This window comes from Methylobacterium sp. CM6241, from assembly GCF_054817845.1.
Genome location: NZ_CM139246.1, coordinates 437,458 through 452,044 on the forward strand (window position 1 = coordinate 437,458; position 14,587 = coordinate 452,044).

Consider the following 14,587-nt stretch of genomic DNA (forward strand, 5'->3'; position numbering starts at 1 on the left):
ATGCAGCTTTCTCGCCAGGGGCTAAACCTTGGCCATTCAACGGAGTTCCGGCAAAATGATGCGCCGTCGCGGGGGAGGGAGACCATGTGCGGCCGGAGGCCCTGAGCCCCGGACCTCATCGCGGCGCGTAGCTCGCTGCCGCCGCGAGAGACCCATCCACCAGATCCTTGAGAATCGCTCCGGCGCCAGCGGCGATATCCGGCCCGGCAGTCTCGGGCGTGCCGGCGGAGAAGGGCGGTTCCGGCGCATATTCGGCGACAAGCTGGCTCGTCCTCGCAGCATCGTCGCCGTGCAGAAGGGCGGCCAGGACGAGAGCGAAGTCGAGGCCGGCGGAAATGCCCGCCGCCGTGATCCGGTTGCGATCGACCACCACGCGCCGGTTCACCGGAATGGCGCCGAGGCGCGGCAGCACGGTCTCGCGCACGCACCAGTGCGAGGTGGCGCGGTAGCCGTGGAGCAGTCCCGCCGCGCCGAGGATGAGCGAACCGGTGCAGACGCTGGTGACCCAGGACGCTCGTGCCGCCCGGTCGCGCAGGAAGGCGAGGGTCGCCTCCTCGCGCATCTGGCCGGGGGTCGCGTCGCCGCCGGGCACGAAGAGTACGTCGATCTCGCCCGGACAGGTCTCGAAGGACGTATCGGCCACCATTGTCAGACCCGTATCGCTGGGGATCGGGCCTGTCTGGCGAGCCACGAGGTGGAGCCGGCCGCCGGCCAGACCCGCCAGGATCGCCTGCGGCCCGACGAGGTCGAGAGCCGTCATGCCGGGAAACATCAGCATCGCAATGCTGACGGGTGGCCTGCTACGAGCCGACGCGCGAACCGCATCGCCCGGCCCGGCCAGGACGGCCGCCGTGAGACTCGCCGTGAAGGCGCGACGATGCATGGACGATTCCTTTCGCGATGGCAGAGAGACAGGTGAGACAATGGCCGGATATGGGGCGCAAGCAGAGGCGGCCCTCCTTCCTCGATATCGGGAAGATGTCGCCGCCGCCGATGCCATCCGCCGCATGTGGACGCGAACGGCGCAGGTCGCCATTTGCGTGGCTTGGCGGGGTGCGTGACCGGGTATGATGCGCTACAACCCGAGACACGCTACGGCCTCGCCGTCGATGTCAGGCGGACCGATCCGATACGGCCGGCCCGAACCGGACGATTTCCTGCCCAACGACCAGAATACGACGAGCCATGACACGCGACGTCCTTGAAACCAGCGACGACCTCCTGAGCGACACGAACGACGATGGGCGGCCGGGCCTGACCGCGACCATCCGCTCACATCTCGGCGACCAGCTCCGCACCGTCTACGACCGCCTTGGCGCGGACGAGCCGGCAACGCGCTTCGCCGAACTCATCGAGAAGCTGGAAGCCGCCCTGAAGGCCCGTGGCGAGCAGGTGGAACCCGAGTTCCGCAACGGTCTGCTCGCGGCGGTGCCGTCGCTGCGAGCCTTCGCGCTCTCGCTCACCAGCAACCCCGCCCGGTCGGACGATCTCGTGCAGGACACCCTGCTCAAGGGCTGGCAGCATCGCGCACGGTTCCAGCCGGGCACGAACCTGAATGCCTGGCTCTTCACGATCCTGCGCAACATCTTCTACTCGGACCACCGCAAGCGCGTGCGCGAGGTGGAAGACCAGGACGGCTCCTACGCGGCGCGTCTCGCGACGGCACCGCACCAGGGCGACCGCCTCGATGTCGAGGATCTGCAGACGGCGCTCGCCAAGCTTCCGCCCGATCAGCGCGAGGCCCTCGTCCTCGTGGGCGCCGAGGGTGTGTCCTACGAAGAGGCCGCCACGATCATGGGCTGCAAGGTCGGCACGGTGAAAAGCCGCGTCAGCCGTGCCCGCGGGCGGCTCGCCGAATTGCTCGGCTACGACGAAGAAGACCTCAGCTCGGACCGGCTGATCCAGTCGGCCATGCCGAAGGACGCCTGACGCCGCCCGGTGGGCGGTCGGGATCGGCTCCCCACCATGCTCACCGAGCTACCCGTTCCGCGACGCCTTGCGGACGGGGAATATCGTTCTCCCATCGGGGGCATGATCGGGACATTCCGGCAAAATCGATTTTCGAGGCATCCCTTTTCCGAGATGGGGCGTTACTGCCCCGAACCCCGCTGAGCGTCACCGTTCGCGGGTCATCGGATACGGAGATCTCGATCATGAACATCAAGACCCTTCTCGCCGCTTCGGCGATCGCTCTGTCCCTCCCCCTCGCCGCCCAGGCCCAGGGCCTCGTGCGCGGCGCTGAGCGTGGCGCCCAGGAAGGTGCCGATGCAGCTGGTCCCGTAGGTGCCATCGTCGGTGGTGCCGTCGGCGCTGCGACCGGAACCGTCGGTGGCATCCTCGGTGTCGACGACCGTCCCCGCTTCCGCCAGTACGTCACCCGCGAGCGTCACAGCTCCTACAATTACGACGGCGACGTCCGCGTCGGCGCGACCCTGCCCGGCACCGGCGTGACCTATTACGACGTGCCGTCCGAGTACAATGCCCGCGGCGCGCGCTACACCATCGTCAACGACCGTCCGGTCCTGGTGGATCGCAGCCGCCGCATCGTCGAAGTCATCGACTAATCATCGTCGATCGCAGCTGACCATTCGGCAAGAGCCCCCGGTGCCACGGCACCGGGGGCTTTTTCGTGGATCGGAAGATCGTCGGGGTTCGCACGAGGAATACCAGAAATACCGGCGCTGAATCGGGTACCATCAACATTTGTGAGTCGGGGCACGCAACACTCTCCGCCCCGGCTGGTTATTGCTCTTGATTGAGGAGAGACCCGATATGGCGAACGATCCGTTCTTCCGCATTGATAAATCGCCCCCCGGTCAGGCCGGCGGCGCGGATGTCGATCCGGCCTTGCCCGAGCCGGTGCGGGATCATCTCGGCCAGCAGCTGCGCTCCGTCTTCACCACGCAGGACGATGCGCCGAAATTCCTCGGCGATCCGGCTGTGCCGGAAGAGTTCGAGCCGCAATTGCGCCGTCTCGAGATCCGTCTGAAGACCCATGAGGAAGGCACCGGGGCGGTGGAGCAGGCCCTGGATGGCCTCCTCGACGACCTGAAGGTACCGCCCGCGACGACGATCTGATCTCAGACCTTGGGTCTGGCCGCGAGGATATCGCGGATCTCGCCCAGCAGCTTCACGTCCGCCGGGGTTTCGGGAACAGGCTTCGCCTCCTCCTGGGACTGGAGCTTGTTCATCGCCCGGATGACGAGAAATAGCACGAAGGCGACGATCATGAAGTTGAGCGCCACCGTGATGAACTGGCCGTAGCCGATCACTGCGCCCTGTTTCTTGGCGTCCGCGTAGGCCGCCCCCTTCTGCACGCTCGACGAGAGGGCGATGTAGTAGTTCGAGAAGTCGAGCCCGCCCGTGATCGCGCCGATGACCGGCATGAACACGTCTTGGACGGCGGAGGTGACAATGGAGCCGAAAGCGGCGCCGATGATCACGCCCACCGCCAGATCGACGACGTTGCCGCGCAACGCGAATTTCTTGAATTCTTCCAGCACCGTCGCCTCCAAAACTTGCGCCGCCCGCATTCCCGCCGGGACGTTAGGCGAGGCGATCAGGTTTCGACAGGCGCCGTACCGATCTGTCCACGGTCGGTTGCGTCGAGGCGCTCCTCGTGTTTCGCCCGGCGCCGATACTGCGCCGCCCCGATCGGCAGGGTGATGAGGTAGCCGGCCGCCATCACCACCATGGCCTCGAACGGGTAGCTGATGAAGAGGCCGAAGGCCGCGACCACCACGAGGAAGATCGGCAGCACCCATTCGCGGGGAACGCGCTTGCCCATGGTCTTGCCGGAGAAGGTCGGCACGGTGGAGACCACCAAGAGCGCGATGCAGAGCGTGTAGCCGAGCACCACCGGCGCGGCCCAACGCTCGATCGGCAGGCCGAGGAAGTGGAGATAGAGCGGCAGCAGAGCCGTCAGGGCCCCGGCCGGCGCCGGCATGCCGACGAAGAAGTCCTTCTTCCAGGCGGGCCGGTTGGGATCGTCGAGCATCGCGTTGAAGCGGGCGAGACGCAGGGCCATGGCGATGGCGAAGATCAGGGCGACGATCCAGCCGAGCGAGCGCAGCTCCTTCAGGGCAAAGCCGTAGAGGATGAGCGCCGGCGCGCAGCCGAAATTGACGAAGTCGGCGAGGGAATCGAGCTCGGCCCCGAAACGTGACGTTCCCTTGAGCATGCGGGCGACGCGCCCGTCGATCCCGTCGAGGAAGGCGGCCGCGACGATGGCGATCACGGCCGGCTCGAACTTGCCCTCGAATGCCAGACGGATCGCGGTCAGCCCGAGGCACACCGCCATCAGGGTGATCATGTTGGGCGCGATCATCCGGAAAGGCACCGCCTTGAAGCGGCGCGGCTTCGGCTCGTTGGCATCCGGCTCGAAGGGCGGAAAGAGATCATCCATGACGCGCCTTTTCAGAAAGACGGGCGAACGGGCCTCAAGGGCACCGTCCGCGAAGGATCGCGACCCCGCCAGGGCGGGGCCGGGCGGGATCAGATGCGGCGGAAGCTGCGCTCGGGGCCGCCGCCGAGATCGGCGAGAACGGTCTCGCCCGCCACCGCCTTCTGGCCGAGGCCGACCAGCACCCGAGTCCCCACCGGCAGGTAGACGTCGACGCGGGAGCCGAAGCGGATGAGGCCGAAGCGCTCGCCCACGTTCAAAGTATCGTTCGCCTGCACCCAGCCGACGATGCGGCGAGCCACCAATCCGGCGATCTGCACGACGCCGACGCGCAGGGGGCTGCCGCGATGCGTGGTCTCGATGACGAGGCCGTTGCGCTCGTTGTCGTCGCTGGCCTTGTCGAGTTCCGCATTGAGGAACAGGCCGGGCGTGTAGACGATCTGGCCGATCTTGCCGGTGACGGGAACGCGGTTCACGTGGCAATCGAACACGTTCATGAAGACCGAGATCCGGGTCATCGGCTCCTGCGGCAGGTCGAGTTCGGGCGGCGGCAGCACGGTGGAGATCAGGTTCACCCGGCCGTCGGCCGGGGAAACCACCAGGCCGTCCGCCACCGGGGTCACCCGCTCGGGATCGCGGAAGAAATAGCAGACCCACAGCGTGAGGATCAGGAAGATCCAGCCGGCGAACTGGGCGAAATAGCCGAACAGCACGGTCAGCACGATGCCGATCAGGATGAAGGGGTAGCCCTCCTTGTGGATCGGCACGAGGGTTCTGCGGATCGTCTCAAGCAGATCGGACATGAAGATTCGGTACTCCTGCGGACCGAGGGAGCGGCCGCGCCCGCAATGCGGCCGGGTTGGCAGTCCCGACGGCCGGCGTCAACTCTCGGAGCGGATCGGCGGCGCCCGGACGGCCTGCCCGGTGCCGGGCCGGACCTTCGTGAAGACGGACGAAGAATGGATGCGTCCTTGGGCGCGCGCGACCGCTCCGCCCCGGCATCCGGCTTGATGATGCCTTAAGCACAGCGGCGCTAGGCAGGAAGGGAATGAGGCGAAGAGCGAGGACCGGATGCTGGATCGGGCGCTGATGCATGTGCGAGCGGCGATCGCCCTGCGGGACTGTGCCGCGAGCGCTCCCTCGGACGTCGAACGCCGCCTTCTGATGAAGGTGGCCGCGATCCACGAGGCGCGGGCACGCAAGGTGCTCCACACGAAACAGAGCCAGGTCCGCCGTCGCTGAGGCGAAGCACGGGGGGAAGTCCGTGCCGCCCAGGGGATCAGGCACGTCCGGGGGGTGAAGCGGCCTCGAACCGGAGCGGCACGGCCCCCACGCGCCGGACGAGGGTGCGGGGCGCGAAGCGCCAGAGCCGCTCGGCTCGCGGAAAACTCGCGATCTCGGGAGTATCGAGGAGCACCTCCGCCCGACCCGACATCTGCAGCAGGTCACCGCTGGTAAAGTCGATGAAGACGAGCCCGGCGCGAGGATTGGCGCGGATGTTTCCAAGTGTATTGAAGAATCGGTTGCCGGAATAATCCGGGACCGTCAGCACGTCGTTTTCGCCGATCCGAACGAAACCTTTGGGGCCGCCGCGATGCGAGACATCGACTTGGCGGTTCCCCTCCTCCCCGTCCGCATAGGTCGCGACGAAGAACGTATCGGCGCCTGCGATGAGCGCCCGGGCGCGGTCGTCGAGGCCGCGGCCGATCTCCGGGGCAGCCGCGACGGGAACAAGTAAACGCTCAGGCTGCTGCCGGACCCGGATGTATTGCGGGCAATTGCCGAAGCTTTGCTGCACCCGGACCTCGAATTCGTCGCCCTCCTCGCGCCGGACGATCCCGTTCAGGCGATTGCGGCGTCGCGTCGCCAGATCGATTCCGAGAAGACCGACCGCCGATGCGCCCGCCAAGCCAGCCTCGGCAGGATCGTGGGGATCGGCGGGGCTCCGAACGCGCAGGCGGAAGGGGTCCGGCGCGTCGAGAAATCCCGGTTCGCCGGCCCGGATCGTCGCCCAGACCTCACCCTCCAGGTCCACAGCCCCCAGCACCACGAAAGGTAAGTTCCGGAAGAAGTCGCGATGCTGGTCGATCATCCGGTCGCGGATGACGCGGGGACCGATCTCGGCCATGCGCTCGGTGACGCCCGCATGATTCTGGATCGCGATCTCGCCCGAATGCCAGGGTGAGGCGCGGTGATGGACCAATGACACGGGAATCTCCCAGTAAAAGGGTTTCGTGACAGGGTGTGGTGTCAGCCCACGCGCAGGCCGGCCGCCGTCGTCGGAAAGGGCACGAAACCGGGCAGCGCCTCGATGCGGCCGAGCCAGGCTCGGATCTCGGAATAAGGGCCCAGATCGACATTTCCCTCGGGGGCTGCGGCGACGTAGCTGTAGAGGGCCACATCCGCGATGGTCGGATGGTCGGCGGCGATCCAGTCGCGACCGGTGAGTTCCGCCTCGAGGCGGCCGAGGATTTGATGTGCACGGGCGATCACCTCCCCGGCGTCGAAGGGAGCGTCGAACAGGGTGATCATGCGGGCGGCGGCGGGGCCGAAGGCGATGGGTCCGGCCGCCACCGAGAGCCAGCGCTGCACCCGCGCCGCCGCGAGGGCATCCTCCGGCAGCCAATCCGTGCGCCCGAGTGTCTTGGCCACGTAGACCAGGATGGCGTTGGAATCCGGAACCACCACGTCGCCGTCGACGAGCACCGGCACCTGTCCGAACGGGTTCAGGGCGAGGAATTCCGGCGTCTTGTGCGCGCCGGCGGCGAGGTCGACCTCGACGATCTCGCAATCCGCGCCCACCAGGGACAGGAACAGACGCGCCCGGTGCGCATGCCCGGACAGGGCCATGTGGAACAGTTTCATGATGGATCTCCGCCACGGCCGGACGAGGGCGCCGGCCACGGACACATCAGAGACCCTTGCGTGGAAGGCGTGAACCGGCATTCTCCGCAATCGACTATTCCGGTTTTTGGAATAATCCGCGGGTGAGGAGGAAGCCGGCATGGACCGGTGGCAGGCGATGCGGGTCTTCGTGCGGGTGGCGGAGAGCGGGGGATTCGCTGCCGCGGCGCGCCAACTCAACATGAGCCCACCCGCCGTGACCCGTGCGGTGGCCGCCCTGGAGAACCGGATCGGAGCCCGGCTGCTGACGCGGACCACGCGCTCGCTGATGCTCACCGAGGCGGGCGGACGCTATCTGGAGGATTGCCGCCGCATTCTCGCTGACATGGAAGAAGCAGAAGCACTCGCGGCCGGCGCCTACGCGACACCTTCCGGAACCTTGACGATCACCGCTCCGGTTCAGTTCGGGCGGCTTTATGTCTTGCCCGCCATTACGGATTTTCTTGCGCGTTACCCGGCCGTCAGCGTGCGCGCGCTGTTCCTCGACAGGGTGGTCAACCTGATCGAGGAGGGCGCCGATGTGGGAATCCGCATCGGTCATCTGGCCGATTCCGGGCTCGTCGCGGTCCGGGTCGGCACCGTCCGCAGGGTTCTCTGCGCCGCGCCGGACTATCTCGACCGGAACGGGACACCGCAATCGATGGGGGATTTGCACCGCCACGCGACCATCGGTTTGATGGGAACGCGACTGTCCTACGAGCGCCATTCCCCGGCCGAAGGGCCGACGCGTGGCGCCACGCAATCACGGTTGATCTGCAACACGATCGACGCGGTCCTGGCGGCCGCCCTTGCGGGCCAGGGGATCGCGCCCCTGCTGTCCTATCAGGTGGCGCCATCGGTCGCCGAAGGCCGGCTCAGGCTGGTCCTCGACGATCCGGACGCGGTGCCGCTCCCGGTCCATATCGTGACCCTGGAGGGAAGGCGCGCGCCGGCCAAGGTGCGCGCCTTCATCGATCTGGCCGCGGCGAGGCTCCAGGCCGACCCGATGGTCAATCCCGATCGTGGCTGAGAGACGGGCGGACCATGTTTCCCACGTCCCCCGAAGGGCGGAGGCTCAGGAGACCGGGGGAAGGCGCATCTGCTTGCGGTAGCTCTTGTCGAACTGCTTTGCCGGCACGAAACGGCGCAGGAGGCTGGCCTGCCGCGCCATCGATCCGGCGGTGTAGCGCAGATGGGGCGCCGCCGCGGTGGCGGCTTTCACCACGACCTCGGCGACGATCTCGGGCGCGTCGGCCGTGGCCATGACCTCACGCGTGAAACGCTCCCGGCCGGCGCGATCGGAATCGTAGAGGCTCAACGGGGCATCGGGGGAGACCAGGTTCGCGTCGAAGGCCGTGCGCGTATAGGCGGGCTCGACCAGCACGACGCGGATGCCCTGGCCGCGGACCTCGTGGTCGAGGGATTCCGAATAGCCTTCCAGCGCGTGCTTGCTGGCCGAATAGACAGCCATGTAGGGCGCCGGGACGAGCCCCAGGATGGAGCTAATGTTGACGATGCGGCCGCCCGCCTGCGCCCGCATCAGCGGCAGCACCGCCCGGGTCGTGCGGATGACGCCGAACAGGTTGACGTCGAAGAGTGCCTGCGCCTGCGCGACCGTGGATTCCTCCGCCGCGCCGCTGATGCCGAAACCGGCATTGTTGACCAGCAGATCGATCCGCCCGGTCTCGCCGTGGACCGTCTGCACCAGGGCCTCGACGGAGGCGTCGTCGGTCACGTCGCAGGCCAGCATCGTGACGTCCCCGTCCCGCCTCTGCGCGGGTCTGCGGCTCGTGCCGTAGACCCGGTAGCCCGCCGCTTTCAGGGCCTTGGCCGTTGCCAGTCCGATGCCGGATGCCGCTCCGGTGACGATGGCCGTCTTGATGTCCGTCTTGCCCACGACGCTCTCCCACGATGCGTCCCCTCGGGGGACTGCTTCGGCTTATAGATTATAATCATAATCTATAATTGCAAGACGTGTCGGGGGAGCCGTCCCATCCGCGATGGCGTGCGTCGACTTCACGTGGCCACCGCCCAAGTCGCCGGCAGGCAAGGGGCGGAAATTTCACGGTTGTTACCGTTCGCTCACGACCCTTGGCAGACGCTGGGAAGGTCTGCTTCCAGGCGGCCCAGCGAGCCAGAGAGTACGACTGGAATCGGTGGATTTAAGCCTGACCGCTTACGATCGACCAAGCATGGAAGCGGACCTTGTCTTCGTGCGGGCTTTTGATCAGTTCGGAAGGAGTCCTGTCTCTCGATAGCTCCTGACCAACGAGTCGAACAGATTTATATCCGAACGGCTTCGAGCGATGATCTGAGCTCCGGCTACAGCAGCATAGATGGCAAGGGCTCTCGTATTCCCGTCCTTCGCCTCGACTAGTTTTGCAGCAACGAGCTGCTCGCGTAGCCATGCCGTATTGACGTCTGCAAAAGACTGGACCTCCTTCAGAACCTGCTCAGGCAACGCGTCATACTCTGTCGCCATGAAGCTGCTGAGGCACATGCGATTATTGCGCTCCAGAGAGAGACGAAAAATGCTGGGGTATTGCCGCAGCGCTTCCATCGGACTTTGCGCATCCGTTGAAATAGCTTCAAGATCGCGGGCAATGTCTTCCCAATAGCGGCGCGCGACTGCCTCGCCGAGGATGGCCTTATTGGCGAAGTAGTAGTTGATGCTGGCGGCCTTGATGCCAACGGCCTGAGCGAGGTCGCGGAAATTGATGCCGCCGTATCCATAGGCCATCGCTGCTTCCCTCGCGGCCACGAGGATCGCCTCACGCACATCCCTCTTCAACGTCGCTGCCATTCTCAACCTCCTCCTGTCATATGGCAGACAGGGGTTGACGACACAAGATATCGGTCGTAGTTCGATGTCTGTCATCTGACAGACAGGCAAAACCCTTAGGAAAGCGAGATACCGATGTCCGACAAGCTCAAGCTCTTCACCTCACCCTCGGCCTTCCCGAACCCGCAGCGCCTGCGGATTTTCATGCACGAGAAGGGCATCGCCGATCACTTCGACGAGACGGTCTACGACATGTCACCGGTCGGCGAGCAGCGGGGTTGGAAGCACCTGAAGATGAACGCTTGGGGCGAGACACCGACCCTCGCGCTCGCCGATGGCTCTTACTTGAGCGAGACCTCCGCCATCGCTCGCTACCTCGACGACACGTTCGAAGGCCGCAAGATCATGGGCGAGACGGCGCACGAGCGTGGCCTTGATCAGATGTGGGACAACCGGGTGTGGGTGCACATCCTCTATCCCATCGTCACTGCATTCCATGTCCTGCATCAGGGTCTGGGCCCGAAGCTCGAACTGACCAGCAATCCGGCCTGGGGCGAGCACTCCCGCAAGGTGGCCCTGGCGCATGCCGGCTTGGTTGACCGGCACCTCTCCGACGGCCATGCGTGGCTGCTGGGCGGCGATCAGCCGACGTTCTCGGACATCACGTTGGCGACGGCCATCGCGTTCTCCAAGTTCCCGGTGAACGCCACTCCGCTCGATGAGCGCTTCGAGCATCTCGATGCCTTCTGGCAGCGCTGGCAGTCTCGGCCGGCCTTTATCGCTGCCTATTCGGACAGGAGCAGCGGTGTGCCGGAGATCGACAACCGGACGTGAGCGCAAAGCGGTCGGTCCCGGTGGGGGGCCGACCGCAATCTTGCCCCAGGAAATCATCATGCCTTTTGCACGGATCGACTTGATCCAGGGGAAGCCCTCCGAGTACCGCGCTGCCGTGGGGGACATCGTCGATCGAGGCATCGTCGACGTTCTCAAAGCACACGATGGCGATCGCTTTGGGGAAGCGCCGACTTCATCGTAACGACTGGCATGGGCCGGGAGCGGAATGTCCGCTTCAAGGCAAAGGCTCAGCGCCCGCCCTCACCCATCTCGGACGTCTAGGAGCCCGTCCGAGTAATCCTCTCGACGGCGAGGCCAGAGGGTGATTCACTCGGCTCATGGCCAAGGTGTTTCGCTCCTGGGATGTGGATCAGGGCTGGTTGCTGCCGCCCTCGCTGCACGAGTTCGTGCCGCCCGGGCACATGGCGCACTTCGTCCGCGACACGGTGCGGGAAGCGCTCGACCTCTCGGCTATCCTCGACACCTACGTCGAGGAGCGCGGCTACCCGCCCTACCACCCGGGCATGATGGTGGCGCTCCTGCTCTACGGCTACAGCCGTGGCCTGTACTCGTCGCGTCAGCTCGCCCGGGCCTGCGAGGAGCGGGTCGACGTCATGGCGGTGACCGGGCTGAACCGGCCGGACTTCCGCACCATCGCCGACTTCCGCAAGCGCCACCTCGTGGCCCTGTCGGACCTGTTCGTGCAGGTGCTGCGCCTGTGCCGCGCGGCCGGTCTGGTCCAGTTCGCCCACGTGGCGGTGGACGGGACCAAGGTGAAGGCCAACGCCTCCCGCCACAAGGCGATGAGCTACGGACGCATGAAGACGGCCGAGCCGGCGCTGGCCGCCGAAGTCGACGCCTGGCTGGAGCAGGCGCGGGAGGCGGACGCGGCCGAGGATGCGGTGCAGGGCGCGAACCGACGGGGCGACGAGACGCCGGACTGGATGGCCGACAAGCAGCGACGGCTGGAGACGATCCGCGCCGCCAAGGCCGCGCTGGAAGCGGAAGCGGTCGATCCGCCCGACCCCGAGGACGAGAGCGGGCCGGGTGCATCCTCGGGCATGCGCCGGCAGGGGCGGCCCCTGCGCGGTGAGGACGGCGGTCCGCCGGACCGGGCGCAGCGCAACTTCACCGACCCGGACAGCCGGATCCTGCCGACCCGCGACGGGTTCGTGCAGGGCTACAACGGGCAGATCGCCGTCGATGCCGCGCATCAGATCATCGTAGCCCACCGCCTCGTGACGAACGCCGCCGACGCTCGCGCCCTCGTGCCGCTCATCGACGACGTCCGCGCTCATCTCGGGCGCAAGCCGCGCGAGGTCTCGGGCGATGCAGGCTTTGCCAACGAGGCGAACCTGGCCGCGCTGAAGGAGCGGCGGATCACCGCCTATCTCGCTCCGGGGCGGGCGCGTCACGGCGAGGCGGATGCGGCCGGGCGTCGTAAGCTGACGAAGACGCCCCTGATGCGTGCGATGGCCGCGCGGCTGAAGCGGGCTGGCCGCCGGAGCCGCTACCGCCTCAGGAAGCAGGTCGTCGAGCCGGTATTCGGGCAGATCAAGCAGGCCCTGGGCTTCCGCCAGTTCCTGCTCCGCGGGCTCGATCAGGTCCGGGGCGAATGGGCGATGATCTGCACCGCCCACAACCTCCTCAAGCTGGCCAAGGCCGGGCGCTGAGCATGACGCGGGCGGGCTCGCCTTGATCTCAACCCCGACCTCAATCCGAAAAATCGTTACTCGGACGGGCTCCTAGGGGTTGGTACCTCCACCAGGATGGGTTCGGGCTGTCCCGCCGACATGGGCGCCCGCCCGCCGTGGCCATCCCGAGCGCCAGGGCGAACATGCCCGGCTTTCACGATCGACCCGTATCCCCTCATCCGGGGACCATTCGCCCGATCAGCGAGACGCGACCACGGACCGGAGGAAGGTCTCCACCGTGCTCGCGAGGTCTTCATTCGCGGACACCAGTTCGGTCGCGACGCTGGCGACGTTTCCCGAGGCCACCGTCGTCAAGTTCGCAGCGCCCACCAACTCCTCCATGGCGTTGGTGACCCGCGCCGTCCCCTCCGAGGCGCCGAGCGCGCTGTCGCTGATCCCTTTCGTGGCCGCGCCCTGCTGAGAGATCGACTGTGCGATCAGGCTCATGCACGCGTTGGCCTCGTGCATCGACACCGTGATGGCTTCGATCGCGACGACGGAGTCCCGGGTCGATGTCTGGATGCCATCCACCTGCTTGGCAATTTCCTGGGTGGCGGCGGAGGTCTGTTCGGCCAATTGCTTGACCTCACTCGCCACCACAGCGAACCCCTTGCCGGCATCCCCCGCGCGCGCCGCTTCGATGGTTGCATTCAACGCCAGCAGATTGGTCTGTCGGGCGATCGTTGAGATGACCTGAACCACGTCACCGATGCGGGCCGCGGCCTGGGAAAGGCCCGCAATCATCGTGTTGCTGGACAGGGCACTCTGGCTTGCGCGGCCAACCACTTCGGCGGAGTAAGAGACACGGTCGGCAACCTCGTTGATCGACAAGGCAATCCTGCTCGCCGAGTCCGCAACCGTGCTCACGCTGTCTGCCGACTCGTTGGCTGCGTCAGTCGCTTCATTGGCTTTGCTGAGGGATGCTGCCGCGATCCCGCCAAGACTTGCCGCAGTAGCCTGCATTCGGGCGGCATCCGACGTCGTCTTTTTCCAGCAAGGAGCCGACATGGTTCCGGAAGTCGTCAATCAGTTCTTCGGTTTTCGATTGATGCCGAATGCGCATCTGCTCATCGGCCCGCGCCTCGGCTTCGAGGCGTTGGCGTTGCGATGCATTCTCGCGGAAAACGTTGATGGCCTGGCCCATCCGCGCGAGTTCGTCCCGCCCTTTGCTGAAGGGAATCGCGACATGGATGTCGCCGCGGGCCAGATCGAGCATGGTCTTGGTGACGGCTTGAACCCTGACGATGACGAGCTTGTGGATGAGCCAGAACAGGCAGCCGAACACCAGCGTAATCATGACGGCGAGAACGGAAGCGACGGTCCTCGCCTCGCTGTCGGATTTTGCGATCGCCGATTTCAGCGGGGCATACGCATTGATGGACCCCAGAACGGTCTTCGATCCGACCGGTAAGTCATGACAGTTCGCACATCCCGGATGTGCGGAGGCCGGAAGTGGAGCCGAAATCTTGAGGAAGCCGTCTTCCTCGGTGACGATCGGTTCATTGCGACCGTCGATGAACTGCTGCAGAGCTTTTCGCTCAAAATCCGTTTCGACCGCCGTCGCGGTTCCGCCCGACGATGGTATGCCCGTGATGGCGGGATCATTCACGAGGCGGACCCGTAGATTGTCGGGGCCAAAATCATGGATGACAGCGTCGTCGACGGCGCGGATCGTCGTCGTCCACGTCTCTCGGACAGCGTCCTTATCTTGTTTGGAAGAGGCCTGTTCGAACTCGGCGTTGAATTTCTTTGTCGAAACCATGAACATTTCGACGGATCGGGCGATGCCGGTCATGGCCGAAGTCATTGCGGCGTCCCGCGCCATCGGCCGTAGCGTAAACGCGCCGATGTATATCGCGAGTGTCGAGCACAGCACGACAAGCGACACAGCCATGAGTGCAAAAATCTTATTCCTCACGGGCACCCGCCTTGATCAGCAACGATTGATGCCATGCGTAATATATATAGCGGATTAACGAAATTATAACGCAG

At 65.8% G+C, this 14,587-nt stretch carries 17 protein-coding genes; 7 read left to right on the top strand and 10 right to left on the bottom strand.

Features of this window, described 5'->3' with window-relative positions; translation table 11 throughout:
- Window positions 1-115: 115 nt before the first annotated feature.
- Window positions 116-883 carry a DJ-1/PfpI family protein gene (locus ACYQR9_RS02095; RefSeq protein ID WP_082470619.1) on the bottom strand — a complete coding sequence of 256 codons (768 nt, stop codon included), beginning with the start codon at window positions 881-883 and terminating at the stop codon, window positions 116-118.
- Between the two features lie 302 nt (window positions 884-1,185).
- Here ACYQR9_RS02095 and ACYQR9_RS02100 point away from each other — a divergent pair, with 302 nt between their 5' ends.
- The 3 genes from ACYQR9_RS02100 to ACYQR9_RS02110 all read left to right on the top strand — a co-directional run bounded on the left by ACYQR9_RS02100 (window position 1,186) and on the right by ACYQR9_RS02110 (window position 3,078).
- Window positions 1,186-1,929: a sigma-70 family RNA polymerase sigma factor gene (locus ACYQR9_RS02100; RefSeq protein WP_056421955.1), complete on the top strand. Its 744-nt coding sequence runs from the start codon at window positions 1,186-1,188 to the stop codon at window positions 1,927-1,929.
- Between the two features lie 224 nt (window positions 1,930-2,153).
- Window positions 2,154-2,564, top strand: coding sequence for a DUF1236 domain-containing protein (locus ACYQR9_RS02105; protein WP_056421956.1), 411 nt, complete (start codon window positions 2,154-2,156; stop codon window positions 2,562-2,564).
- Window positions 2,565-2,772: 208 nt separating this feature from the next.
- Window positions 2,773-3,078, top strand: coding sequence for a hypothetical protein (locus ACYQR9_RS02110; protein WP_461228534.1), 306 nt, complete (start codon window positions 2,773-2,775; stop codon window positions 3,076-3,078).
- Between the two features lie 2 nt (window positions 3,079-3,080).
- Here the strand turns inward: ACYQR9_RS02110 and mscL are convergent, their stop codons facing one another.
- From mscL to ACYQR9_RS02125, 3 genes are all read right to left on the bottom strand, one after another.
- Window positions 3,081-3,503 (bottom strand): large conductance mechanosensitive channel protein MscL, encoded by a 423-nt coding sequence (gene mscL, locus ACYQR9_RS02115; RefSeq protein WP_461228535.1) that lies wholly within the window; start codon window positions 3,501-3,503, stop codon window positions 3,081-3,083.
- Window positions 3,504-3,559: 56 nt separating this feature from the next.
- Complete coding sequence (locus ACYQR9_RS02120) at window positions 3,560-4,405, bottom strand: CDP-alcohol phosphatidyltransferase family protein (protein ID WP_056421958.1); 846 nt, start codon at window positions 4,403-4,405, stop codon at window positions 3,560-3,562.
- Window positions 4,406-4,494: 89 nt separating this feature from the next.
- Window positions 4,495-5,205, bottom strand: coding sequence for a phosphatidylserine decarboxylase (locus tag ACYQR9_RS02125; RefSeq protein WP_018045459.1), 711 nt, complete (start codon window positions 5,203-5,205; stop codon window positions 4,495-4,497).
- 268 nt (window positions 5,206-5,473) lie between these two features.
- Here ACYQR9_RS02125 and ACYQR9_RS02130 point away from each other — a divergent pair, with 268 nt between their 5' ends.
- Window positions 5,474-5,644, top strand: coding sequence for a hypothetical protein (locus ACYQR9_RS02130; protein WP_200919005.1), 171 nt, complete (start codon window positions 5,474-5,476; stop codon window positions 5,642-5,644).
- A 37-nt stretch (window positions 5,645-5,681) separates the two neighbouring features.
- Here the strand turns inward: ACYQR9_RS02130 and ACYQR9_RS02135 are convergent, their stop codons facing one another.
- Window positions 5,682-6,611 (bottom strand): pyridoxamine 5'-phosphate oxidase family protein, encoded by a 930-nt coding sequence (locus ACYQR9_RS02135; RefSeq protein WP_461228536.1) that lies wholly within the window; start codon window positions 6,609-6,611, stop codon window positions 5,682-5,684.
- A 41-nt stretch (window positions 6,612-6,652) separates the two neighbouring features.
- Window positions 6,653-7,267 (bottom strand): glutathione S-transferase family protein, encoded by a 615-nt coding sequence (locus ACYQR9_RS02140; RefSeq protein ID WP_461228537.1) that lies wholly within the window; start codon window positions 7,265-7,267, stop codon window positions 6,653-6,655.
- 139 nt (window positions 7,268-7,406) lie between these two features.
- On the opposite strand from ACYQR9_RS02140, the gene ACYQR9_RS02145 reads away from it, so the two are divergent.
- Window positions 7,407-8,315 (top strand): LysR family transcriptional regulator, encoded by a 909-nt coding sequence (locus ACYQR9_RS02145; RefSeq protein WP_056421964.1) that lies wholly within the window; start codon window positions 7,407-7,409, stop codon window positions 8,313-8,315.
- A gap of 45 nt (window positions 8,316-8,360) precedes the next feature.
- Here the strand turns inward: ACYQR9_RS02145 and ACYQR9_RS02150 are convergent, their stop codons facing one another.
- Window positions 8,361-9,182, bottom strand: coding sequence for an oxidoreductase (locus ACYQR9_RS02150; RefSeq protein WP_461228538.1), 822 nt, complete (start codon window positions 9,180-9,182; stop codon window positions 8,361-8,363).
- Between the two features lie 330 nt (window positions 9,183-9,512).
- The gene (locus tag ACYQR9_RS02155) at window positions 9,513-10,088 is read right to left on the bottom strand and encodes a TetR/AcrR family transcriptional regulator (RefSeq protein ID WP_056421968.1); all 576 of its coding nucleotides are present in this window, start codon (window positions 10,086-10,088) and stop codon (window positions 9,513-9,515) included.
- A gap of 114 nt (window positions 10,089-10,202) precedes the next feature.
- Here ACYQR9_RS02155 and ACYQR9_RS02160 point away from each other — a divergent pair, with 114 nt between their 5' ends.
- On the top strand, window positions 10,203-10,901 hold the full coding sequence (locus tag ACYQR9_RS02160) for a glutathione S-transferase family protein (RefSeq protein WP_461228539.1): 699 nt from the start codon (window positions 10,203-10,205) through the stop codon (window positions 10,899-10,901).
- A gap of 338 nt (window positions 10,902-11,239) precedes the next feature.
- Window positions 11,240-12,574: an IS1182 family transposase gene (locus tag ACYQR9_RS02165; protein WP_461227898.1), complete on the top strand. Its 1,335-nt coding sequence runs from the start codon at window positions 11,240-11,242 to the stop codon at window positions 12,572-12,574.
- Window positions 12,575-12,793: 219 nt separating this feature from the next.
- On the opposite strand, the gene ACYQR9_RS02170 is transcribed toward ACYQR9_RS02165, so the two are convergent.
- Together ACYQR9_RS02170 and ACYQR9_RS02175 are read right to left on the bottom strand one after the other, a co-directional pair.
- Window positions 12,794-13,558: a methyl-accepting chemotaxis protein gene (locus ACYQR9_RS02170; protein ID WP_461228540.1), complete on the bottom strand. Its 765-nt coding sequence runs from the start codon at window positions 13,556-13,558 to the stop codon at window positions 12,794-12,796.
- Window positions 13,497-14,489, bottom strand: coding sequence for a HAMP domain-containing protein (locus ACYQR9_RS02175; RefSeq protein WP_461228541.1), 993 nt, complete (start codon window positions 14,487-14,489; stop codon window positions 13,497-13,499). The genes ACYQR9_RS02170 and ACYQR9_RS02175 overlap by 62 nt, the downstream gene beginning before the upstream one ends.
- Window positions 14,490-14,587: the final 98 nt, after the last annotated feature.